The following is a 20,634-nucleotide window of genomic DNA, read 5'->3' on the forward strand; positions in this document are numbered from 1 at the left end:
TACTATAATAAGTTATTTTTTCAGAGTACCTAAAATTCCACGCATAATTTGCTTAGTAATTTGGTTACGAATATTACGTCCTATAGATTTACTCACGCCACTGACTAATTGCTCAGTTACTGTCAACTGCTCACCTTTTTTCTTTGTCCCAAAAATCATACGATTTAAACTAGCCATAATCCCATGCTCTTCTTGTTGATGAACTTGCTCAGCTTGTTTTTTTGTTACTGCATCAAGGTCTGCTTTTTGTTGCAACACTTCAAAAGCGGAAATATTGTCAACATAATTTTTGTAAAATTGATAGAGTTCATCATCTTTTACCCAATTCCAACGTTGCTCAGCTGTAATTGGTGAGAGTTGGCTCTTAGGCGGATAAATATAAGCAATCTCTACTGGCGTTGGCATTCCTTTATCATCTAAAAATGATACTAAAGCTTGACCGACTCCAAGAATAGAAATACTTTCAGCTACGTCAATACTAGGATTTGAGCGAAAAGTTTCTGCTGCAGATTTTACTGCCTTTTGATCACGTGGAGTAAATGCACGTAATGCATGTTGCACTCGATTACCAAGTTGCCCAAGTATACTATCTGGCAAGTCAAGTGGGGTTTGTGTAACAAAATAAATACCCACTCCTTTAGATCTGATTAACCTTACAACTTGCTCTATTTTATCAATTAACGCGGCAGGAGCATCATCAAATAACAAGTGAGCTTCATCAAAGAACATCACGAACTTTGGCTTATCAGGATCACCAACTTCTGGAAGTTGATCAAATAATTCCGACATTAACCATAATAAAAATGCACTGTACATTCGAGGAGAATTGATCAATTTATCTGAATTAAGGATATTAATAACGCCTTTTCCATTACGGGTTTGCAACCAATCATCAAGATTGAGTGCTGGCTCACCAAATAGATTTCCTGCCCCCTCATTCTCTAATACCAGTAAAGCACGTTGAATCGCACCAACACTAGCGGCAGATACATTTCCGTATTCAAGTTGATAACTTTTAGCGTTTTCTGCAATGTGTTTGAGCATTGCTCGCAAATCTTTAAGATCAATTAGCAATAACCCTTTATCATCAGCTAGTCGAAAAACTAAATTAAGCAATCCTTCTTGAGTTGCGTTCAAATTTAATAAACGAGAAAGGAGCAAAGGCCCCATTTCAGAAATAGTAGTCCTCAACGGAATTCCTGATTCGCCAAAAACATCCCAAAAAGATACAGGATACCCACTTAAATAATTCTCTCCTCCTAAATTGAACTGCTCTATACGTTCTGCAATTTTTCCTTGTAATTTTCCTGCTTGAACTAAACCTGACAGGTCTCCTTTTACATCAACTAAAAAAACTGGGACCCCACTATCACTAAAACTTTCAGCAATTTTTCTTAGTGTAACTGTCTTACCTGTTCCTGTCGCACCAGCAATTAAACCGTGACGATTTGCCATATTTGCACTAATACCCAAAGCTCGACCCTGTTCTGTTTGTGCTAATAAATATTGCATAATTTCTCCTTTTTGTATCTTGCTAATTTGTTCTATAATAAGGAAAAAAAATAGTACGGTCAAAATTATAGAGAATTTGTGATACGCTAAGCATAAATTAAACTACATAGCTAATGACGTTAAAAATGAACGCAAAAACGACTTCCTTTTGCCCTTGTCAGTCGGGTAAACATTACGATGAATGCTGCCATTTATTGCATTCTAGTCAGAAAATTGCTGAAACAGCAGAAATGTTAATGCGATCTCGTTATGCGGCATTTTCACTACACTTGATCGATTACATCGTAAAAACGACCGTGCCAAGTCAACAACATTTATTAGACCAACATGCTCTACTAGCTTGGGCAACAAATACTCAATGGATAAAGTTGAAAATATGTAACACAATGTTATTAGACAAAATTCATAGTGCGGTCGAATTTCAAGCTTTTTTTATTGCCAATGAAAAAGAACAAGTTCATCACGAAAAATCCCTATTTGTGAAAATTAAAGGACAATGGTTTTTTGCCGATCCTAGTGTTTCACTGCCAGCAATGAAACAACCTTGTATCTGTGGTTCAGGGAAAAAATTTAAACATTGTTGTGGAGAAATGTTATGCACGTTTTATGCGGAAATATAAAAATATTTTTTAATGTATTAAATCAACGTGTTCGACAAAACAAACTAACTCAGGCTGCTGGATATTTGACTTATAGTACAATGCTCGCTCTCGTACCACTAATTATGGTCATGTTTTCAATTTTTTCTGCTTTCCCCGTCTTTAACGAAGTGACTGATGAGATAAAACATTTTATTTTTGCTAATTTCGCACCAGCTACAGGTGATGTAGTAGGAGAATACCTTGACCAATTTGTTGCTAATTCTAAACAGATGAGTGCGGTGGGAACTGTCAGTTTAATTGCTGTAGCATTAATGCTAATCAATTCTATTGACCGCACTTTAAATTCTATCCTACGCGGTGGAGAACATCGACCGCTTATGTTCTCTTTTGCTGTGTATTGGCTTATTTTAACTTTAGGTCCTTTAATTGTAGCTCTTAGTATAGGCATCAGTTCTTACGTAGCAACTAAAGCAGATCAAGTTTTAGGCAATGAAATAGGTATCTTTGGAATTCAAATATTAAGTATCGTTCCATTTATTTTAACTTGGTTTATTTTTACTCTAATTTACACAATTGTTCCAACTAAAAAAGTGAGCATAAAACACTCTATGGTAGGGGCATTAGTTGCTGCAATCTTTTTTACTTTGGGTAAGCAAGCTTTTACTTGGTATATTACTCACTTTCCCTCTTATCAATTAATATACGGGGCAATGGCTACATTGCCAATAATGCTGTTATGGATTTATCTTAGCTGGACCGTAGTTTTAATTGGTGCCCAAATTTCTGCTACTCTTGATGAGATCTATCCATTGCATAATGTTAATCAAGATATTTTGGAATAACACATTGATTTTAAATTTAAATCAACCAAATTGATTAAAACATAATCAATTGATATTTATTTTTAAAATTTTTTGTCAGAATTTTTCACCTGCTCCGTCTAACAGTTATTTCAAGAATTGACGGAGTATTGAATGTCAAACTATTCATTCCAACCTAATGCAAAGCAAATTGCCACTCAAGGCGTAAGCTTTCTTATTTTACGTTTATTTTTAGCCTATGAGTTTTTTGAATCAGGGCTAAGTAAGTTTCAAGGAGAAAATTGGTTTTCTGATATTCAAGCAATTTTTCCTTTTCCATTTAATTTATTGCCTGCTGACATAAATTGGTTATTGGCAATGAGTGCGGAATTATTATGTCCTATTTTATTACTGCTCGGATTATTCACCCGTTTAAGCAGTTTTACTTTAATAATTGTAACTGTCGTTGCATGGTATAGCGTTCATGCGGGATCTGGCTATAACGTTTGCAACAACGGCTATAAAATGGCGTTAATCTATTTAGTGATGCTATTACCACTATTATCACAAGGCGCTGGTTCAATTTCTGTTGATTTTCTATTACAGAAAACTCATTCAAGCAAATATTGCTTGAAATTTATTAACTTTAATTTTTGGAGAACTAAATGAAAAAATCAAATTTATTAATTGCTCTTGCTGGAGCTTTAACCGTGGCAACTATGGCACAAGCTGAAACAATGATGACTAATAGCAAAACCCAACAGTGCATGGAAATGAAAGATGGTAAATGTGTGAAAGCATCCAAAACAACTGAAGGTAAATGTGGTGAGGGTAAATGCGGTAGTGCAATGCCTGTACAAACTAAAGCTGCTGAAGGTAAATGTGGCGAAGGTAAGTGCGGTGCTAATCACTAATTTTTTAATTAGATGAAATTAATCCCTCTTAATTTTTAAGAGGGTATTTTCCATATCACTTATTGCATAGGAATATATAAACAATGAAGGCATCAATTATTACAGGATCAGGCTTAGGTTATCGACGTGATTTAGCAGATGGTTTCTTAAATTTAGAAGATAATAACCTTGTTAATTTTATGGAGGTTTCCCCTGAAAATTGGATTAAAATGGGAGGTCAGGCTCGCTATTATTTTGAACGCGTTGTAGAGAAAATTCCGCTTGCGATTCATGGATTATCACTTTCACTAGGTGGACAATCTCCTCTAGACTTTGAGCTATTAAAAAATATAAAAAAAATGATGAAACAATACAATTGTCATTTTTTTTCTGATCACTTAAGTTACTGTGAAAGTGATGGACATTTGTACGACTTATTACCAATGCCATTCACAGAAGAGGCTGTAAAACATGTTGCAAACCGCATTAAACAAGTACAAGATTTTTTAGAGATCCAGATTTCTCTTGAAAACACATCATATTATTGGCATTCGCCCCTTGCGACAATGAATGAAGTAGAGTTTTTAAATGCTATTGCACAAGAAGCAGATTGCGGTATTCATCTTGATGTGAATAATATTTATGTTAATGCAGTAAATCATGGCTTGCTCGATCCTTTTGTATTCATTGATTGTGTAGATAAAAAAAGAGTCAATTATATTCATATTGCAGGACATGATGCAGAACATAATGCAGCTCGTGAAATTTGCTCACCAACAACTGATTCTTTTAATTTAATTAAAGGGCAATATCGACATCTGCCTAGCTTATTAATTGATACTCATGGAGAGACAGTACAAAAAACTGTTTGGGATTTACTTGAATATACTTATCTTCATTTACCCCATATTCCACCCACTTTATTAGAGCGTGATTTTAATTTCCCTCCTTTCGCTGATTTACTCAAAGAAGTAGAACACATTGCGGCTTTACAACAAAAATATGCAAAAATGGAGGTGAAATGTGCTTAACCTTGCAGATTCACAAATTGCACTTGCACAAGCAGTTCGTCAACAAAACGCTAGTTTTTTAGGAGAAAATACTGACCGACATCGGATCAATATTTATGCACGCTTGGTACGCAATAATACTTTTAGCTTTATTGATCGCTGTTATGTAGAAACACAAAAACACATATCACCATCGGATTGGTTGCATCTAAAAGAGCGGTTTGTTTGTGAGGGAAAATCTAATTCCCCTTATTTTCAAGATATTGCTGAGCAGTTTTTACAATTTTGCAGAAAAAAAAGTGCTGTTTCAGCAACTATCTTAGAACTAATGGATTTTGAACAAGCTCAACTACTAGCTGAAGTTGCTATAGCAGATGTACCACAGGAATTTGAGTGGGATAACAACGTAATCATGCAATTATCTAGTGCTACACAGCTACGGCAATACAGCGTTAATTTTATTAGTAGTCATTTTAATGTACTAGAAAAAATGCCAGTTTATGTGATCATATGGCGTAACAGTAATTTTGATGTGATATATCAACGTGTTGATGAATTAGATTTTTTATTATTTAATTTATTGAGTGACAACCCACTTTCTTTTAATTCTATAGCAACAAAATTAAATGAAATTGGTTATAATTCACTTAAATTATTACAAGTTTTACAACAACGCTGGCAAACTTGGATTGAACAAGACGTTATTTATCCTTTTAAATGAGTGAGCAATATGAACTCTGTTTCTTTATGGCAAATATCATCATCACAGCTGGAAGAAATTCGATTACACATGCTGAAATTTGCACAATTACAACTTAAAAATTATGACCTAGCTGAAGATATGGTACAAGAAGCCTTTTTAAATGCTTATAAATATGCAGAACAATTTAAAGGTGAAGCAGCACTAAAAACATGGATTTTTGCAATTTTAAAGAATAAAATTTTGGATTTCATACGAAAAAAACAAAAAGAACTGCATTTCTCTGAATTAAATGATGATGATCGAGATTTGAGTGATAAATTGTTTAAAAGTGACGGTGAATGGGATCAAACTCTTTACCTTTCAAAGCATTGGCAACACACAGATAGTGCAGTTTATTCAGATCAATTTTGGCAGGTATTTGAGCTTTGTTTAAATCATTTACCATCAAAACAAGCCCAAGTCTTCATGATGCGATCTCTACTAGAAATGCAGACTGAAGAAATTTGCCAAGAGTGCCATATATCTACTGCTAACCTACACACTCAACTTTATCGAGCCAGACTACAGTTACAAGTTTGCCTTTCACAAAAATGGTTTGGAGAAAACAATGTTAAAATGTAATCGCATTACTCGTCTAGTTTCTCAACAACAAGAACAATCACTGCCTTTTAGTCAATTAATACAAGTAAAAATGCATCTGGCTATATGTAGTCGCTGTCGTGCTTTTGATAAAAATAATCAAAAACTCACCGCACTCATGAAAAAATTTAGCGAGAAGTAAAAGGCTGAATACCAAAAATTTTCCTTGAATGAACTTATAGAAATCGTCATAATTCAACTAGTTACTATAAACTTTATTAAACTTAAATAATATTGGAAAGACTAAATGATCGCATTAATTCAAAGAGTTACTGAAGCTAGCGTTGAAGTAGAGAATAAAATAGTCGGACAAATCAAACAGGGACTTTTAGTTTTACTAGGAGTAGAAAAAGAAGACTCTCAAGAAAAGGCTGAACGTTTAGTGCAAAAAGTGCTTAATTACCGTGTTTTTGCTGATGACCAAGGAAAAATGAATTTAAATGTGCAACAAATTAATGGTGAAGTGCTAGTTGTATCTCAGTTTACTTTAGCTGCAAATACACAAAAAGGATTGCGTCCAAGCTTTTCTGACGGAGCTTCCCCTTTGTTGGCTGAAAATTTATATCACTATTTTATTCAAAAATGTGGTGAAAAAGTACCAGCTTCTACAGGCGTATTTGGAGCTGATATGAAAGTGAGCTTAATTAACGATGGACCCGTTACTTTTTGGCTAACTGCATAATTTACCCCTTTACAAAATAAACAGTACATAATCGATTTTTATCTAGAAGATCAAAAAAATTAATCTAACATTTCTTCTAATAACTCTTGTTGCTCAAACCATTCAACTTCAATTTGTTCTAGCTGTTTTTTATATTGGTTTTGATCAAATAAAATTTTAGTTAGTTTTTGCTTATTTTCTAGTAAGTAAATACTAGCATCAGATAATTGCAATGTAATCTGCTCTAGTTTTTCATTATATTCAGTTATTTTCTGCTCACACTCCACAATTTTTTTACGAATAGGTGCCGATTTTTGCCTAAGTTCAGCTTCACGACGTTTTTGTTCTTTGCGGTTGCTTTGAGTCGAATTTTCTTTAGGATTTATGACCGCACTTTCTGATTTTTCTATTTTTTCTAACTTATCAATTTCTGCTAGCCACTTTTGGTAATCCAATAAATCGCCTTTAAATTCTTCAACTTTCCGATTATGAACTAAATAAAACTGTTCTACTGTACTACGCAATAAATATCGATCATGAGAAACAACAACAAGCGATCCTTGATAATCAACTAAAGCCTCTGTTAGTGCTTGCCGCATATCTAGGTCTAAATGATTTGTTGGCTCGTCTAAAAGCAATAAATTTGGACGTTGCCATACAATTAATGATAAAACTAAGCGGGCTTTTTCTCCACCCGAAAAAAATTTAACTAATTGGTTAACTTTATCACCGTGAAAAGCAAAACTACCTAAGTAATCGCGTAGTTGTTGTTCTGTTTGTTGAGGAGCAATTTTTTGTAAATGCCATAATGCAGTTTCATCACATCGCAAAATATCTAGTTGATGTTGAGCAAAATAGCCAATTTTAACTCCTTTTGCAACTTCTACTGAACCTGAAATTGGGCTTAATTCTCCTGCTAATAATTTAATTAAAGTAGATTTTCCAGCACCATTTCTGCCTAATAAACCTATTCTTGATCCTGGCACTAGATTCAGCTTAATTGCATTTAAAATTTCTACCGCACTTTCTATGTTTTTATATCCAGCCACTGCTTTATCAATCGACATTAACGGATTTGGTAGCGAAATAGGATCGCGAAATTTAAATGTGAACGGATTATCTACGTAAGCAGGAGCTATTAGCTCCATTCGCTCTAAAGCTTTAATCCTACTTTGAGCTTGTTTCGCTTTCGTTGCCTTTGCTTTAAAGCGATCTATATATTTTTGTAGATGAGCTACTTTTTGTTGTTGCTGACGATAAAGTGCGGTCTGTTGTGCTAATTTTTCTGCTCTTTGGATTTCAAAAGAAGAATAATCTCCCGTATATTCATTAAGCTGTTGGTTCTCAATATGCAATATTTTATTTACTATAGGATCAAGAAAATCCCTATCGTGAGAAATTAAGATTAGTGTTCCTTGATATTGCATTAACCAGCGTTCTAACCAAATTACAGCATCAAGATCTAAATGGTTAGTTGGTTCGTCTAATAGCAATAAATCAGATGGACAAAGTAGAGCTTGAGCCAAATTTAGTCGCATACGCCAACCACCCGAAAAAGATTTAACAGGAAGTTGCAATTGTTGCTGTGAAAACCCTAAACCATGTAAAAGAGTCGCCGCTCTAGCTTGAATTGTCCAGGCATCAATTAAATCAAGTTTTGCATGAATGCGAGCAATATCTTCACCATTATTACGTTCATTTGCATTTTTTAGTTCTAATTGTAAGCGACAATATTCACGATCCCCTTCAATAACATAATCCAAAGCTGTTGTTTGTAGAGATGGAGTTTCTTGATTTACCCAAGACAAAGCCCAATTAATAGGATATTTGATGTCTCCACTTTCTGCTACTATTTGTTTTTTTAACAAACTAAGCAATGATGATTTTCCACAACCATTTTTCCCCACTAATCCTACTTTTTGTTTTGGATTAATAGTTGCAGTAGCATTTTTTAATAATAAAGTTTGACCTTGTTTTAAGGTCAGATTAGTAAAAAAAATCATTATTTTTAGCTATTTTGTTATAAGATATTAATCAGTGTTCCACTTATTTTTGACTATTTTCCACTTTTTTCTCGGAGTTGCCAATGTTTGATTCCCTTATTGTTCAATTTGTTGTGTTATGGGCTGTAATTGATCCTATCGGTTCACTACCTGTTTACTTAACTAAAACGGTTGGTTTATCAGTAGAAGATCGTCAAAAAATAGCTCTTAAAGCAATTTTAATTTCAACTGGTATTTTATTATTTTTCTTAATATTCGGACAAATTTTATTAGAAGCTATGCAAATTCCACTCACTGCATTTCAAATTGCAGGAGGTTTGGTGTTGCTGCTTTTTGCATTAACAATGATTTTCGGTGAAGGGAAACCAGAACAAGAAATTAAAATGTCTGCTAGCTTGAGTGAACTAGCAGTTTATCCTTTAGCTGTTCCCTCAATTGCTTCACCAGGAGCTATGATGGCAATTGTATTACTAACGGATAACCATCGTTTTAATTTATTTGATCAAGCAATGACTACTTTAATAATGTTGACTGTATTACTTATTACTTATTTGCTTTTTCTAGCGGCTAATAGAATACAGCGAATTATAGGTAATACTGGAGCTGCTGTTATCAGTAGAGTTATGGGACTTATTCTTGCCGCTGTGGCTATCAATAATATGTTAGTTGGAATTCGAGATTTTTTTACACAAATAGGCTAATTAGGACATCTATAGGATAAAGTTTAATTTTACGGCATTCTGCTTTAATCTTTTTCAATTATGTGATCCACTTCAAAAAAATTTTTTGTAAAAAAGGTTATCATAGCAAGGTTGTTTTTTATGCTGAGGTATAACAATGACTAATGCACAGCTTATGCAAGAAGGTATTAATCTAATGATTGCAGGCATGGGATTCGTCATGCTTTTTCTTTGGATTTTAATTATTGCCGTTGGCTTAATGTCAAAAATCATTAATAAATTCTTCCCTGAACCTGTAACAATTACAGCGGATTCACCAACAATCCATTCACAAACTAACGATGCTCAATTACGAGCAGTGATAGCCGTGGCAATAGCTCACCATCGTCGTTGTAAAGGTCTTAAATAATTTGGAGTTGATAAAATGAATACACAAAATAGAAAAATTGATGTTACTGATGTTGTATTACGTGATGCTCATCAATCGTTATTTGCTACTCGCTTACGTCTTGAAGATATGTTGCCAATTGCAGCGGAGCTAGATTCTGTAGGATACTGGTCTTTAGAAGCTTGGGGGGGAGCAACTTTTGATGCTTGTATTCGTTTTTTAGGAGAAGATCCTTGGGTACGTTTACGTGAATTAAAAAAAGCTATGCCAAAAACGCCACTACAAATGTTATTACGTGGTCAAAATTTATTAGGTTATCGTCATTATGCTGATGATGTAATAGATCGTTTTGTTGAAAGAGCAGTGGAAAATGGTATGTCAGTATTCCGTGTTTTTGATGCTATGAACGATCCACGTAATATGCAACAAGCATTAAAAGCAGTGAAAAAATGTGGTGGACATGCTCAAGGAACATTAAGTTACACAACTAGCCCAGTACACACATTAGAAACTTGGTTAGACACAACAGAACAATTGCTAGAGATTGGAATAGACTCTCTAGTTATCAAAGACATGTCGGGAATTCTAACCCCTGTTGAAGCTTATAAATTAGTGAGTGAAATAAAAAACGCTATGAAGTACGTTTACATTTACACTGCCATGCTACTACAGGTATGGCTGAAATGGCATTATTGAAAGCTGTAGAAGCTGGTGCTGATTGTATTGATACTGCAATTTCATCTATGAGTGGTACTTATGGTCATCCTGCGACTGAAGCTATGGTTGCTACATTACAGGATACCCAATATGATACGGGACTTAACATTCCTCAATTAGAAAAAATAGCAGCTTATTTTCGTGAAGTGCGGAAAAAATACCATAAATTTGAAGGGCTATTAAAAGGAGTAGATAGTCGAATTTTAGTTGCTCAAGTGCCAGGTGGAATGCTTACTAACTTAGAGGGTCAATTAAAACAACAAAATGCAGCCGATAAGTTGGATTTAGTGCTACAAGAAATTCCAAAAGTTAGAAAAGATTTGGGCTATATTCCATTAGTTACTCCGACATCGCAAATTGTTGGTACACAAGCAGTAATCAACGTTTTGATGGGAGAACGTTATAAAACTATTGCCAAAGAAACAGCAGGTATTTTAAAAGGAGAATATGGGCGAACACCAGCACCAGTAAATCTTGAACTACAAGAAAAAGTACTAAATGGTAAACAACCAATTACTGATCGTCCAGCAGATCATCTTGCACCAGAAATGGATAAGCTTACTGCAGAAGTAAAACAACTTGCTAAAGATAAAGGTATCTCTTTATCAGAAAATGAAATTGATGATGTGCTGATAGTAGCGTTGTTCCCACAAGTGGGATTAAAGTTCTTAGAAAATCGCCACAATCCTGCTGCATTTGAAGCGAAACCAAGCATTGAAAAAACCACAGAAAAACCTGCTTCACCTTGTCCACCAAAAGACAACAAATCTTCAGTTTATACTGTTGAATTAGAAGGTAAAGCTTTTGTTGTAAAAGTGAGTGAGGGGGGAAGCATTGATAACATCAGCGTAGTTACTCCAGCTGCACAATCACCCGTAATTTCTCCAGAAAACAAATCACCTGCTACAGCAAGTGGTACATCTGTGAATGCACCAATGGCAGGTAATATTTGGAAAGTAGTTGCAACAGAAGGGCAAACTGTCGCAGAAGGAGACGTGCTATTAATTTTAGAAGCTATGAAAATGGAAACTGAAATTCGAGCAGCTTGTGCGGGAACAGTGCAAGGTATTAAAGTAAAAGCAGGCGATGCTGTTAGTGTAGGCGATTCACTAATGACCATTGCATAAGGTGGTAAATATGGGAGAAAGTATTTTAGCCTTAATTAATGGTATGGGCATAATGCACTTAAGTTTGGGACAAGCAGTGATGATAGTAATCAGTTGCTTATTGCTATGGCTTGCTATTGCTCGTAAATTTGAACCGCTCTTGCTATTACCAATTGGTTTTGGAGGATTACTATCTAATATTCCTGAAGCTGGCTTAGCAATGACAGCATTAGATAATTTACTTCATCATGGAAATATGCAACAGCTTTTAGTAATTGCAAAAAAATTAAACACTGTTGCTGATCCTGTTGCAATAAAGACCGCACTTAGTAGTGCATTACCGTCAGTAGTCAATGAACTCGAAGCAATAGCTGGGGATATGGGATACAGCGCAGGTGTATTAGCATTGTTTTATAAAATAGCTATTGGTTATGGTGTCGCTCCTTTAATTATTTTTATGGGAGTAGGTGCTATGACTGATTTCGGACCATTGCTCGCTAATCCACGTACACTACTATTAGGTGCTGCGGCACAGTTCGGCATTTTTGCTACTGTATTAGGTGCATTAGGTTTAAATTGGCTAGGTATTATTAATTTTACACTACCACAAGCTGCAGCAATAGGTATTATTGGTGGGGCAGATGGTCCAACAGCGATTTATTTAGCAGGTAAATTGGCTCCTGAATTACTTGGTGCAATAGCTGTAGCGGCCTATTCTTACATGGCTCTTGTACCGTTGATTCAGCCGCCCATCATGAAAGCTTTAACAACAGACAAAGAGCGTAAAATCAGAATGACTCAATTACGCACCGTCAGTCAGAGAGAGAAAATTCTATTTCCTATCGTACTATTGGTTTTAGTTGCATTATTACTACCAGATGCAGCCCCTTTATTAGGCATGTTCTGTTTTGGTAACTTAATGAGAGTGAGTGGCGTAGTTGAAAGATTAAATGATACAGCTCAAAATGCTTTAATTAACATCGTAACTATTTTTCTCGGATTATCAGTCGGTGCAAAATTAGTGGCAGATAAATTCCTACAACCGCAAACAATAGGAATTTTAGCATTAGGTATTATCGCTTTTGGAATTGGTACAGCTAGTGGGGTGATTATGGCTAAATTAATGAATAAATTTAGTAAAAATAAAATAAATCCTCTTATTGGTGCTGCGGGTGTTTCTGCTGTGCCGATGGCTGCTCGAGTAGCAAATAAAGTTGGTTTAGAAGCCGATCACCAAAATTTCCTGTTAATGTATGCAATGGGTCCAAATGTTGCTGGAGTAATAGGATCTGCTATAGCTGCGGGGGTAATGTTGAAATACATTTCTGCCATGTTATAATCCAAGCTTATTAATTGATCAACAAGGCGGTTTTTCCGCCTTTTATTTTAGCAACAAAATTTTTTAAAACTCACCGCACTTAGCACGGAAAATATAACTATCATGTCGTACTTAGAACGCGTTTTTCATGCTATTTTGTTTGAAGTTAGCGTTATTATTTTATCTATTTTCGCTTTATCTGTTTTTATACAAAACCAAACAGGTTCAGTCTCTATTGCTGTCATTTTAATATCTGTTATCGCCATGTTATGGAACTTTATTTTTAATATTGGGTTTGATTACTTTTTTACAGAACCAAGAGAGCAAAGGACAATTTTAATTAGAATATTACATACTGTTTCATTTGAAAGTGGACTATTAATTTTTACGTTGCCACTCATTGCTTATATTCTTAATATGGAGCTTATAACTGCTTTTATTACGGATATTGGATTAACACTAATTATTATGTCATACACTTTTATTTTTAATTGGGCCTATGATCATCTTCGAGCTTTAATAATAAATAAAAAATCAGAAATATCTGCTAAAACGCACCGCACTTTAGAACGGAAAAATATAACGCTATCAAGTAAAAACAAAAAGCGACAATAAATCGCTTTTTGTTTTTCTAAATTATTAGCCTAAAGCTACTCTAGCTTCTGTGTAAGGATAGTCAAAAGCTTCTGAAACACCTTTAAACGTACATTTTCCATTATAAGTATTTAAACCTTCTAAAATAGCAGGATCACTTAAACAAGCTGATTTAACTCCCATGTTAGCAATTTTTAGCCCAAATTCTAACGTTGAATCCGTTAACCCCAAAGTAGCCGTATGTGCAACACTACCTGGCATATTGGCGACACAATAATGAACAATACCATCAATCAAATAAACAGGGTCATCATGAGTTGTTGGATGTGAACTTTCAACCCCCCCCCCCTGATCAATTGATACATCCACTAAAATTGTCCCTTTCTTCATTAAGTTAAGATCAGATTTATTAACTAAATGCGGTGTTTTTGCACCAGGAACCAGTACTGCACCAATTACTACATCAGCTTCTTTGAGACATTTTTCAATATTTCCCCTTGAAGCGACTAACGTTGTAACCTTCATACCAAAAATTTGGTCAAGATAGCTTAATCGCGATGCATTAATATCTAAAACTGTAACATCAGCACCAATTCCAACTGCAATTTGTGCTGCATTTAATCCAACAACTCCCCCACCAAGCACGACAACTTTTGCTTTAGGTGTACCTGCTGTACCACTCAACAAAATACCTGAACCGCCATATTTTTTTTGAATAAATTTAGCAGCTTCAAGCGTTGCCAAACGTCCTGCAATTTGGCTCATTGGCGTTAAACAAGGTAATCCCAATGATGTTTTGATCGTTTCATAAGCAATAGCTTGAATTTTTTTAGCAAGTAGCATGTCTGTTAATTCTTTGTCCGCAGCTAAATGGAGATATGTATATAAAATTTGTCCCTCACGAAAATAATCATACTCACAAGCGATTGGTTCTTTCACTTTAATAATCATTTCACTTTTAGTGAATAATTCAGCTTTATCAGTAATAACTGCACCCGCTTGTTGATACATTTGATCAGTAAAACCGATGGCTGCTCCTGCGTCTTTTTCTATATAGACTTTGTGTCCAGCAGCAACATAACTTTTAACATTTGCTGGAGTTAATCCAACACGGAATTCTTGAATTTTTATTTCTTTCGGACAACCAATAATCATATAAATTCTCCTATTGATGCAAGATAAGATAAACGAGAGGATAACAACTTTAATCAATATTAACGTTGTATATATGTTTGATAATTATGCAACTTTTTAACCTCTTTTGTCTGTGAACTTCGTCACAGATTTGATTAAATATACGAAAAGGATTAATTTCTAATTAAACAAGAACTTTTGATTGTCGTATTCTAGTTAGAAGCATAAAATACGAGTTGTTATCATTTTTATAAAATTTGTAGGTAATTCGAATTTATGAAATTCAAAAAACTCACTTTTATTTTGACCGCACTTTTTGCTTTACTTTCTAATAGCTCCATTGCAAAAGAGAGAATAATAAGTATAGGCGGTGATGTAACAGAGATCATTTATGCATTAAATGCTGAACAAGATTTAGTTGGTCGAGACAGTACAAGTTTAATTCCAGAACAAGTTAAAAAATTGCCCGATATTGGTTATATGAGACAATTAAATACAGAAGGAATTTTAGCCCTAAAACCAACAAAAGTTATTACAACTTCTGTAGCACAGCCTTCAATTGTTTTAGAACAGTTGAAAGCCGCTGGAGTCACAGTAGAACAAGTTCCATTACAATATACGACAGAAAGCGTAGTGACAAAAATTAAACGAATTGGCGAAATTGTAGGTAAAACCAAACAAGCTAATATATTGACAGAAGAGTTTACTAATAAAATTAATGCTATAGAAAAAACACCTCTTGATGTAAAAATTATGTTTATTTTAAATCGATCAGGATCTACTCAAATGGTTGCTGGAGCTGGAACTGTTGCTGATACAGCTATTCGACTTATTGGAGCAAAAAATGCTGTGGGAAATGTTGCTCGTTTTTCCCCAGTATCTCAAGAAGGCGTGATAGCTGCTAACCCTGATTTAATTGTAATAACTAATTTAACTTTAAAAAGTTTGGGCAATATTGATAATGTTTGGAATTTACCTGGAATGGCTATGACCAATGCGGGGCAACAAAAAGCAGTTTTAGTGGTTGATGATATTGCATTTTTAGCTTTTGGACTAAGCATTCCAAATGAACTTCAAAAAATTCGTCAAGCTGCTGAACAAGTCAATAAAAGTGCGGTGAAATAATGAGAAAATCCTATTATCTCATTCTGCTTTTAATTTTTTTGTTACTCACTTTATTGATTACTTCTAATATTGGTGCCGTTTCTTTGACATGGCAAGATTTATGGCATACCGATATAAATAGTAGTCAATGGCAAATTTGGTTGCATATTCGTTTGCCTCGCCTATTTTTAGCATTAATTGTTGGACTCGCTTTAGCTGTATCTGGCACCCTATTTCAAGGTTTATTTCATAATCCAATGGCAGATCCTTCATTAATTGGCGTTAATAGTGGAGCGTCTTTAGCTGTGGGATTATCTATTATTTTACCTAGCATATTACCTTCGCAATTTACTTTGTACAGTACAATGGTTTCCGCCTTTATTGGTAGCCTTACAGTATCTGCTTTAATCTATGGGCTGAGTTACCGATCATATGGTTCCATAAACAAATTGCTACTGTCTGGAATTGCTGTCAATGCTTTGTGCTTTGCTACAGTAGGAATACTAACCTACATCAGTAATGATCAACAACTTCGTCAATTTAGTTTATGGACAATGGGAAGTCTCGGACAAGCACAATGGGAACCCTTGTTAATAGCCACAATATTGATTTTACCTACCGCACTTTACACCTTTACATTAGCGAATAAATTAAATTTATTACAACTTGGAGATGAAGAAGCTCATTATTTAGGAGTAAATGTACTTAAATTAAAAAAACAATTAATAGTGCTTGGTGCGTTATTGGTGGGATCTGCCGTGGCAGTCAGTGGTGTAATTGGATTCATTGGTCTTGTTATTCCTCATTTAGTAAGATTTAAATTGGGAGCTGATCATCGCTGGGTTTTACCTGCTTCTGCATTATGTGGAGCAACTTTATTGATTATTGCAGATACACTAGCACGAACAGTCGTTAGTCCAGCAGAATTACCTGTAGGCATGCTAACCAGCTTTATTGGTGCACCTTATTTTTTATGGTTAGTAATAAATTCTTCTGAAGGAAAACAATAATGGACTATCAATTTCCACTGATTGTAGAAAATGTCACCTTAACTTTGTCGGGAAAAACTTTACTTAATAATATTAATTTTGCTTTACCAAAAGGAAAAATTACAGCACTTATTGGACCAAATGGTGCAGGAAAATCCAGTTTAATCAAGGTGTTATCTGGTTACCTAAAACCACAAAAAGGGCAATGTGTATTTCATGCCAAACCTTTATTAGATTTTTCTACTTTAGAACTAGCAAAATGGCGAGCAGTGATGCGTCAAAATAACCAAATTAATTTTGCGTTTTCTGTAGAAGAAGTTATTCGTATGGGAGCTTATCATCGCTGTAAAAAAGAGATTGCAATTCATTTAGAAGAAGTTATCAAATTGACTGATTGTGAATCTCTTCGACGCAAATTTTATCATCAACTTTCTGGTGGAGAACAACAACGTACTCAATTAGCACGGGTATTATTACAGCTGTGGAGTGAAAATATGAGCGGAAAAATTTTATTTTTAGATGAACCTACATCTGCTCTTGATCTCTATCACCAGCAACATTGTTTACGTTTACTAACCGCACTTTGTCGTGAAAAAAATTTAACAGTTTGTACTGTACTACATGATCTCAATCTAGTTTCTTTGTATGCAGATCAATTAATATTACTGGCACAAAATAAAGTTCAAGTGAAAGGAAATGCAAACGAAGTCATTACTGAAAATAATATTCACCAATGGTATAACGCTGAGATAATTACATTACCTCACCTTATGACTAAAACCCCTCAGTTACTATTTAAAAAATAAACGACAATATAATAAATTACTTGAGATTTTTATGAAACCATTTAGAATTACCTTTCTGCTTAAAAATAAAAATAATTATCAAATGTTTATATGGTTTAAAAGAAGTATTTTCTTATTTGTTTTATTAATATCACTCGTAGCATGCTCATCATTAAATTTGCAAACTGAGCAACTTGGTTATGCGATAGATCTACGTTCAGGAGAAAAACTGACAGCTACTGAGTTAGCACATCGTTTAGCTACACAAAAGCGAGTGTTACTCGGTGAATTACATGATAGTCCTCGCCATCATCAAGCACAACATTGGTTATTAAAACAATTTATATCAAAACGTCCTCAAGGAAGTTTGGCACTTGAAATGCTAGCTGTGAATCAACAACCTCTAATAGATAGAATTTATGCAAAAAGTGCGGTGAAAAAATCCGAAATTTATGACTTGTTACAGTGGAAAAAGTCTTGGAATTGGGATTTTTATGGTGACATCGTTTATCACGCTTTTAACACGCCTTATAGCCTTGTGGCAACCAATTTAACTAATGATGAAGTACAAACTATTCTACGAGGTGCTGTGCCGCTAAAAGGTTATGTTTCAACGACACCAGAAGTAAAAAAACAAATTGCTGACTTGATTGCTAACCACCATTGTGCCGATTGTATAGATGTTAAATACTTACAAGCAATGGTTGAAGTTCAACAGTTTCGTGACCGGCGTATGGCAGAAAAAATCTTGCAAGCATCTACACCCGCACTTTTAATAGCTGGCAATCACCATGTAAATCGTGCTTTTGGTGTTCCCTTACATTTATTTGACTTATCTCAACAAGAGACAGCAACTGTTGTTATAGTTACTGACTCTGTTGCTGATTTTACTCAACGAAATGCTGATTACCTTTGGATTATTCAGGAATAATTATGTTATATCGAATTGTATTTTTTACCCTTTGTATTTTATTTTCTCAAATTGGTTTTGCTAATGAAGTGGTTAATGCTCAATTACCCATTGACTTATCACCACAGTCCTTATACCAAAATGCTCATGTTATAGTAAAAGCAGTAGTAATTTTATTGCTTTTATGCTCCATAATAACTTGGGCAATATTCTTATTAAAACTTTATCAGCTTTTTATCGGAATTAAAGCGATAAAAAAAGATCGTGTTATTTTATCCAACTATAATTCTTTTGATAAATTAACCGCAAATAAAGATCTCAACTTTAAAGTTGCAAATCTATTTATAAATGAAATGAATCAAGAAATTATTCATTCACAATCTTATTTTGACGAAGACATAAAAGCTCGAATTAGTTATCGCTTAGAACGTCAAATTAAACAGTTAACAATGCGGATGAAACAAGGAATCAGTATACTGGCTACTATTGGTTCAGTTTCTCCTTTTATTGGCTTATTTGGTACGGTATGGGGCATAATGAATAGTTTTATTGGCATTGCTCAAACTAGAACAACCGACTTATATGCAGTAGCTCCAGGTATAGCAGAAGCCTTATTTGCAACTGCACTTGGATTAGTTGCAGCCATTCCAGCTGTAGTAATTTATAATATTTTTGTGCGAGTTATCCAACATTATAGTGAGCAATTAAATTCCATTACTGCATTACTACAACTAGCATTGCGACGTGATATTTCTTTAAAAAATTAGGATACTAATATGATGAATTTGGATAGTAAAGACGAGCAACAAGAAGAAATTAGTGAAATTAATGTTACACCTTTTATCGATGTAATGTTAGTATTACTAATTATTTTCATGGTTACAATTCCTTTAGCTACCGTCAATATCCCATTGAATTTACCAGCAATTTCTGAAGAAAAACAGGAAAATACTGGCACACCAGTAATATTGAGTTTAGATGCACAAAAACAACTATTTTTAGGAAACGATCAAATATCCTTTGAGGATTTAGTAGAAAAAATAGATATTGCAACTCAAAAAAACAAAGACATAGTAATTTTTTTTAGAATAGATAACTCAGTACAGTATGAAGAAATGATGCGAATTATGAATTTATTACGTGGAGCAGGGTACTTGAAAATTGGACTTGTTGGATTAGATCAGGCAACAGATTATGCGAAATAATCCTTTATTTTCAAATTTAGGCTCTAAATGGCTAGTATCTATTATTCTTTCTTCTTTATTACATGGTGCAATATTCTATTATTTCTTTTTTAAAAAAGAAATAAAGCCAGCACCTTTAGTAGCTTCAGCTGTTATAGTGGAGTTTTCTAATCCTCCCCAATCCATCAGTATTATTCATGATTTACCTATAGGTCCTCTACAAAATATAGCTGTAGCACAAATGATAGAATCTTCCGCTCCAACACGAGAACAAAAAATGGAAGACTTACCTACAGTAGAACAGGAATCGCCACAAGATGTTACACCTGAAATTATTGTAGAAAAAAAAGAAACTAAGAAAAAACAAAATAAAAAGACTCTGAAACAGGACAATATAGTAAAAAAACTAAATCATCCAAATAAAGTAAAGAAAAAAGCGTTACAAAATAAATCTTCACCAATTACTCAGGCGGGTTCAAGTGGAGCAGAAACAGCTACAGCACCTCCTACTGGAAACAGTGATAAAATTGCTGCAGAATTTAATAGTAGTGGTAATAGCAATGATATTTTAGCTAATTGGCGAGGGCTTATAAAATCTCGTCTAGAGCGGAGTCTTAAATATCCTGAACAGGCATTGCGTAAACGATGGAAGGGTAAACCAAAAATTAGAATTTTAATTGATCGAGAAGGTAAAGTTATTTCTGTGGAAATTGATCGCTCTAGTGGTAAACGAGAATTTGATATAGAAGCTGTCAATAATGCTAAAAGATCATCTCCATTACCCAAACCGCCAGCGGAATTGATTAAAGATAAATCTACATTATCATTAACTGTTCCAATTAGCTTTGACTATGAAAAGCATAGGCTATAACAACAAAAATAATACACAATAATAGTTTATA

The 20,634-nt window shown here is 34.3% G+C and carries 24 protein-coding genes and 1 pseudogene; 22 read left to right on the forward strand and 3 right to left on the reverse strand.

The window, feature by feature from the left end; all coding sequences use genetic code 11:
• Positions 1-12 precede the first annotated feature (12 nt).
• Entirely contained in the window at positions 13-1,512 is a 1,500-nt protein-coding gene (locus tag ACFQ02_RS07305; RefSeq protein ID WP_380821186.1) for a helicase HerA-like C-terminal domain-containing protein, read from the reverse strand.
• A 125-nt stretch (positions 1,513-1,637) separates the two neighbouring features.
• Here ACFQ02_RS07305 and ACFQ02_RS07310 point away from each other — a divergent pair, with 125 nt between their 5' ends.
• The 9 genes from ACFQ02_RS07310 (at position 1,638) to dtd (ending at position 6,841) form a co-directional block, all read left to right on the forward strand.
• Positions 1,638-2,132, forward strand: a complete 495-nt coding sequence (locus ACFQ02_RS07310) for a YchJ family protein (protein WP_380821188.1) — start codon at positions 1,638-1,640, stop codon at positions 2,130-2,132.
• Positions 2,108-2,956, forward strand: a complete 849-nt coding sequence (locus ACFQ02_RS07315) for a virulence factor BrkB family protein (RefSeq protein WP_380821191.1) — start codon at positions 2,108-2,110, stop codon at positions 2,954-2,956. The genes ACFQ02_RS07310 and ACFQ02_RS07315 overlap by 25 nt, the downstream gene beginning before the upstream one ends.
• A 132-nt stretch (positions 2,957-3,088) precedes the next feature.
• Positions 3,089-3,583 carry an HvfX family Cu-binding RiPP maturation protein gene (locus ACFQ02_RS07320; RefSeq protein ID WP_380821193.1) on the forward strand — a complete coding sequence of 165 codons (495 nt, stop codon included), beginning with the start codon at positions 3,089-3,091 and terminating at the stop codon, positions 3,581-3,583.
• Entirely contained in the window at positions 3,580-3,828 is a 249-nt protein-coding gene (locus ACFQ02_RS07325; protein WP_380821196.1) for an HvfA family oxazolone/thioamide-modified RiPP metallophore, read from the forward strand. Before ACFQ02_RS07320 ends, ACFQ02_RS07325 begins: the two co-directional genes overlap by 4 nt.
• 83 nt (positions 3,829-3,911) lie before the next feature.
• On the forward strand, positions 3,912-4,838 hold the full coding sequence (locus tag ACFQ02_RS07330) for an HvfB family MNIO-type RiPP peptide maturase (RefSeq protein WP_380821199.1): 927 nt from the start codon (positions 3,912-3,914) through the stop codon (positions 4,836-4,838).
• Entirely contained in the window at positions 4,831-5,538 is a 708-nt protein-coding gene (locus ACFQ02_RS07335; RefSeq protein ID WP_380821202.1) for an HvfC family RiPP maturation protein, read from the forward strand. Before ACFQ02_RS07330 ends, ACFQ02_RS07335 begins: the two co-directional genes overlap by 8 nt.
• Positions 5,539-5,547: 9 nt before the next feature.
• Positions 5,548-6,141 carry a sigma-70 family RNA polymerase sigma factor gene (locus ACFQ02_RS07340; RefSeq protein WP_380821205.1) on the forward strand — a complete coding sequence of 198 codons (594 nt, stop codon included), beginning with the start codon at positions 5,548-5,550 and terminating at the stop codon, positions 6,139-6,141.
• Positions 6,128-6,301, forward strand: a complete 174-nt coding sequence (locus tag ACFQ02_RS07345) for a zf-HC2 domain-containing protein (protein ID WP_380821208.1) — start codon at positions 6,128-6,130, stop codon at positions 6,299-6,301. Before ACFQ02_RS07340 ends, ACFQ02_RS07345 begins: the two co-directional genes overlap by 14 nt.
• A 105-nt stretch (positions 6,302-6,406) precedes the next feature.
• Complete coding sequence (gene dtd, locus ACFQ02_RS07350) at positions 6,407-6,841, forward strand: D-aminoacyl-tRNA deacylase (RefSeq protein ID WP_380821211.1); 435 nt, start codon at positions 6,407-6,409, stop codon at positions 6,839-6,841.
• A gap of 59 nt (positions 6,842-6,900) precedes the next feature.
• On the opposite strand, the gene ACFQ02_RS07355 is transcribed toward dtd, so the two are convergent.
• Positions 6,901-8,823 carry an ABC transporter ATP-binding protein gene (locus tag ACFQ02_RS07355; protein WP_380821214.1) on the reverse strand — a complete coding sequence of 641 codons (1,923 nt, stop codon included), beginning with the start codon at positions 8,821-8,823 and terminating at the stop codon, positions 6,901-6,903.
• A gap of 83 nt (positions 8,824-8,906) precedes the next feature.
• Between ACFQ02_RS07355 and ACFQ02_RS07360 the strand changes: the two genes are divergently transcribed.
• The 6 genes and pseudogenes from ACFQ02_RS07360 to ACFQ02_RS07385 form a co-directional block, all read left to right on the forward strand.
• Positions 8,907-9,524, forward strand: a complete 618-nt coding sequence (locus tag ACFQ02_RS07360; protein WP_380821217.1) for a MarC family protein — start codon at positions 8,907-8,909, stop codon at positions 9,522-9,524.
• Between the two features lie 136 nt (positions 9,525-9,660).
• The gene (locus tag ACFQ02_RS07365) at positions 9,661-9,912 is read left to right on the forward strand and encodes an oxaloacetate decarboxylase subunit gamma (protein WP_380821220.1); all 252 of its coding nucleotides are present in this window, start codon (positions 9,661-9,663) and stop codon (positions 9,910-9,912) included.
• 15 nt (positions 9,913-9,927) lie between these two features.
• Positions 9,928-10,587 (forward strand): hypothetical protein, encoded by a 660-nt coding sequence (locus tag ACFQ02_RS07370; protein WP_380821223.1) that lies wholly within the window; start codon positions 9,928-9,930, stop codon positions 10,585-10,587.
• Entirely contained in the window at positions 10,575-11,735 is a 1,161-nt protein-coding gene (locus tag ACFQ02_RS07375; RefSeq protein WP_380821226.1) for a biotin/lipoyl-containing protein, read from the forward strand. The genes ACFQ02_RS07370 and ACFQ02_RS07375 overlap by 13 nt, the downstream gene beginning before the upstream one ends.
• Positions 11,736-11,745: 10 nt before the next feature.
• The gene (locus tag ACFQ02_RS07380) at positions 11,746-13,053 is read left to right on the forward strand and encodes a sodium ion-translocating decarboxylase subunit beta (protein ID WP_380821229.1); all 1,308 of its coding nucleotides are present in this window, start codon (positions 11,746-11,748) and stop codon (positions 13,051-13,053) included.
• A gap of 102 nt (positions 13,054-13,155) precedes the next feature.
• Positions 13,156-13,569: pseudogene (locus ACFQ02_RS07385) on the forward strand (PACE efflux transporter); the annotation flags it as partial.
• A 102-nt stretch (positions 13,570-13,671) separates the two neighbouring features.
• On the opposite strand, the gene ald reads toward ACFQ02_RS07385, so the two are convergent.
• Positions 13,672-14,781, reverse strand: a complete 1,110-nt coding sequence (ald, locus tag ACFQ02_RS07390; RefSeq protein WP_380821232.1) for an alanine dehydrogenase — start codon at positions 14,779-14,781, stop codon at positions 13,672-13,674.
• Positions 14,782-15,036: 255 nt separating this feature from the next.
• Here ald and ACFQ02_RS07395 point away from each other — a divergent pair, with 255 nt between their 5' ends.
• From ACFQ02_RS07395 to ACFQ02_RS07425, 7 genes are all read left to right on the forward strand, one after another.
• Positions 15,037-15,885 carry a heme/hemin ABC transporter substrate-binding protein gene (locus ACFQ02_RS07395; RefSeq protein ID WP_380821235.1) on the forward strand — a complete coding sequence of 283 codons (849 nt, stop codon included), beginning with the start codon at positions 15,037-15,039 and terminating at the stop codon, positions 15,883-15,885.
• Positions 15,885-16,874, forward strand: a complete 990-nt coding sequence (locus ACFQ02_RS07400) for a FecCD family ABC transporter permease (RefSeq protein ID WP_380821237.1) — start codon at positions 15,885-15,887, stop codon at positions 16,872-16,874. Before ACFQ02_RS07395 ends, ACFQ02_RS07400 begins: the two co-directional genes overlap by 1 nt.
• Positions 16,874-17,659, forward strand: coding sequence for a heme ABC transporter ATP-binding protein (locus ACFQ02_RS07405; protein ID WP_380821240.1), 786 nt, complete (start codon positions 16,874-16,876; stop codon positions 17,657-17,659). Before ACFQ02_RS07400 ends, ACFQ02_RS07405 begins: the two co-directional genes overlap by 1 nt.
• Before the next feature lie 157 nt (positions 17,660-17,816).
• Positions 17,817-18,569 carry a ChaN family lipoprotein gene (locus ACFQ02_RS07410; RefSeq protein ID WP_380821242.1) on the forward strand — a complete coding sequence of 251 codons (753 nt, stop codon included), beginning with the start codon at positions 17,817-17,819 and terminating at the stop codon, positions 18,567-18,569.
• A 2-nt stretch (positions 18,570-18,571) separates the two neighbouring features.
• Complete coding sequence (gene exbB / locus ACFQ02_RS07415) at positions 18,572-19,315, forward strand: tonB-system energizer ExbB (protein WP_380821245.1); 744 nt, start codon at positions 18,572-18,574, stop codon at positions 19,313-19,315.
• A 9-nt stretch (positions 19,316-19,324) separates the two neighbouring features.
• Positions 19,325-19,753 carry a biopolymer transporter ExbD gene (locus ACFQ02_RS07420; RefSeq protein ID WP_380821247.1) on the forward strand — a complete coding sequence of 143 codons (429 nt, stop codon included), beginning with the start codon at positions 19,325-19,327 and terminating at the stop codon, positions 19,751-19,753.
• Positions 19,743-20,603, forward strand: a complete 861-nt coding sequence (locus tag ACFQ02_RS07425) for an energy transducer TonB family protein (RefSeq protein WP_380821250.1) — start codon at positions 19,743-19,745, stop codon at positions 20,601-20,603. The genes ACFQ02_RS07420 and ACFQ02_RS07425 overlap by 11 nt, the downstream gene beginning before the upstream one ends.
• Positions 20,604-20,634: the final 31 nt, after the last annotated feature.

It is taken from the genome of Seminibacterium arietis (assembly GCF_042675725.1).
GTDB lineage: Bacteria > Pseudomonadota > Gammaproteobacteria > Enterobacterales > Pasteurellaceae > Seminibacterium > Seminibacterium arietis.

What these genes read in the sequence shown, in the direction of transcription:
- ACFQ02_RS07305 (WP_380821186.1), bottom strand. Translation starts at nt 1,512, where the DNA reads ATGCAATATTTATTAGCACAAACAGAACAGGGTCGAGCTTTGGGTATT.
- ACFQ02_RS07310 (WP_380821188.1), top strand. Translation starts at nt 1,638, where the DNA reads ATGAACGCAAAAACGACTTCCTTTTGCCCTTGTCAGTCGGGTAAACAT.
- ACFQ02_RS07315 (WP_380821191.1), top strand. Translation starts at nt 2,108, where the DNA reads ATGCACGTTTTATGCGGAAATATAAAAATATTTTTTAATGTATTAAAT.
- ACFQ02_RS07320 (WP_380821193.1), top strand. Translation starts at nt 3,089, where the DNA reads ATGTCAAACTATTCATTCCAACCTAATGCAAAGCAAATTGCCACTCAA.
- ACFQ02_RS07325 (WP_380821196.1), top strand. Translation starts at nt 3,580, where the DNA reads ATGAAAAAATCAAATTTATTAATTGCTCTTGCTGGAGCTTTAACCGTG.
- ACFQ02_RS07330 (WP_380821199.1), top strand. Translation starts at nt 3,912, where the DNA reads ATGAAGGCATCAATTATTACAGGATCAGGCTTAGGTTATCGACGTGAT.
- ACFQ02_RS07340 (WP_380821205.1), top strand. Translation starts at nt 5,548, where the DNA reads ATGAACTCTGTTTCTTTATGGCAAATATCATCATCACAGCTGGAAGAA.
- ACFQ02_RS07345 (WP_380821208.1), top strand. Translation starts at nt 6,128, where the DNA reads ATGTTAAAATGTAATCGCATTACTCGTCTAGTTTCTCAACAACAAGAA.
- dtd (WP_380821211.1), top strand. Translation starts at nt 6,407, where the DNA reads ATGATCGCATTAATTCAAAGAGTTACTGAAGCTAGCGTTGAAGTAGAG.
- ACFQ02_RS07355 (WP_380821214.1), bottom strand. Translation starts at nt 8,823, where the DNA reads ATGATTTTTTTTACTAATCTGACCTTAAAACAAGGTCAAACTTTATTA.
- ACFQ02_RS07360 (WP_380821217.1), top strand. Translation starts at nt 8,907, where the DNA reads ATGTTTGATTCCCTTATTGTTCAATTTGTTGTGTTATGGGCTGTAATT.
- ACFQ02_RS07365 (WP_380821220.1), top strand. Translation starts at nt 9,661, where the DNA reads ATGACTAATGCACAGCTTATGCAAGAAGGTATTAATCTAATGATTGCA.
- ACFQ02_RS07370 (WP_380821223.1), top strand. Translation starts at nt 9,928, where the DNA reads ATGAATACACAAAATAGAAAAATTGATGTTACTGATGTTGTATTACGT.
- ACFQ02_RS07375 (WP_380821226.1), top strand. Translation starts at nt 10,575, where the DNA reads ATGGCATTATTGAAAGCTGTAGAAGCTGGTGCTGATTGTATTGATACT.
- ACFQ02_RS07380 (WP_380821229.1), top strand. Translation starts at nt 11,746, where the DNA reads ATGGGAGAAAGTATTTTAGCCTTAATTAATGGTATGGGCATAATGCAC.
- ald (WP_380821232.1), bottom strand. Translation starts at nt 14,781, where the DNA reads ATGATTATTGGTTGTCCGAAAGAAATAAAAATTCAAGAATTCCGTGTT.
- ACFQ02_RS07395 (WP_380821235.1), top strand. Translation starts at nt 15,037, where the DNA reads ATGAAATTCAAAAAACTCACTTTTATTTTGACCGCACTTTTTGCTTTA.
- ACFQ02_RS07400 (WP_380821237.1), top strand. Translation starts at nt 15,885, where the DNA reads ATGAGAAAATCCTATTATCTCATTCTGCTTTTAATTTTTTTGTTACTC.
- ACFQ02_RS07405 (WP_380821240.1), top strand. Translation starts at nt 16,874, where the DNA reads ATGGACTATCAATTTCCACTGATTGTAGAAAATGTCACCTTAACTTTG.
- exbB (WP_380821245.1), top strand. Translation starts at nt 18,572, where the DNA reads ATGTTATATCGAATTGTATTTTTTACCCTTTGTATTTTATTTTCTCAA.
- ACFQ02_RS07420 (WP_380821247.1), top strand. Translation starts at nt 19,325, where the DNA reads ATGATGAATTTGGATAGTAAAGACGAGCAACAAGAAGAAATTAGTGAA.
- ACFQ02_RS07425 (WP_380821250.1), top strand. Translation starts at nt 19,743, where the DNA reads ATGCGAAATAATCCTTTATTTTCAAATTTAGGCTCTAAATGGCTAGTA.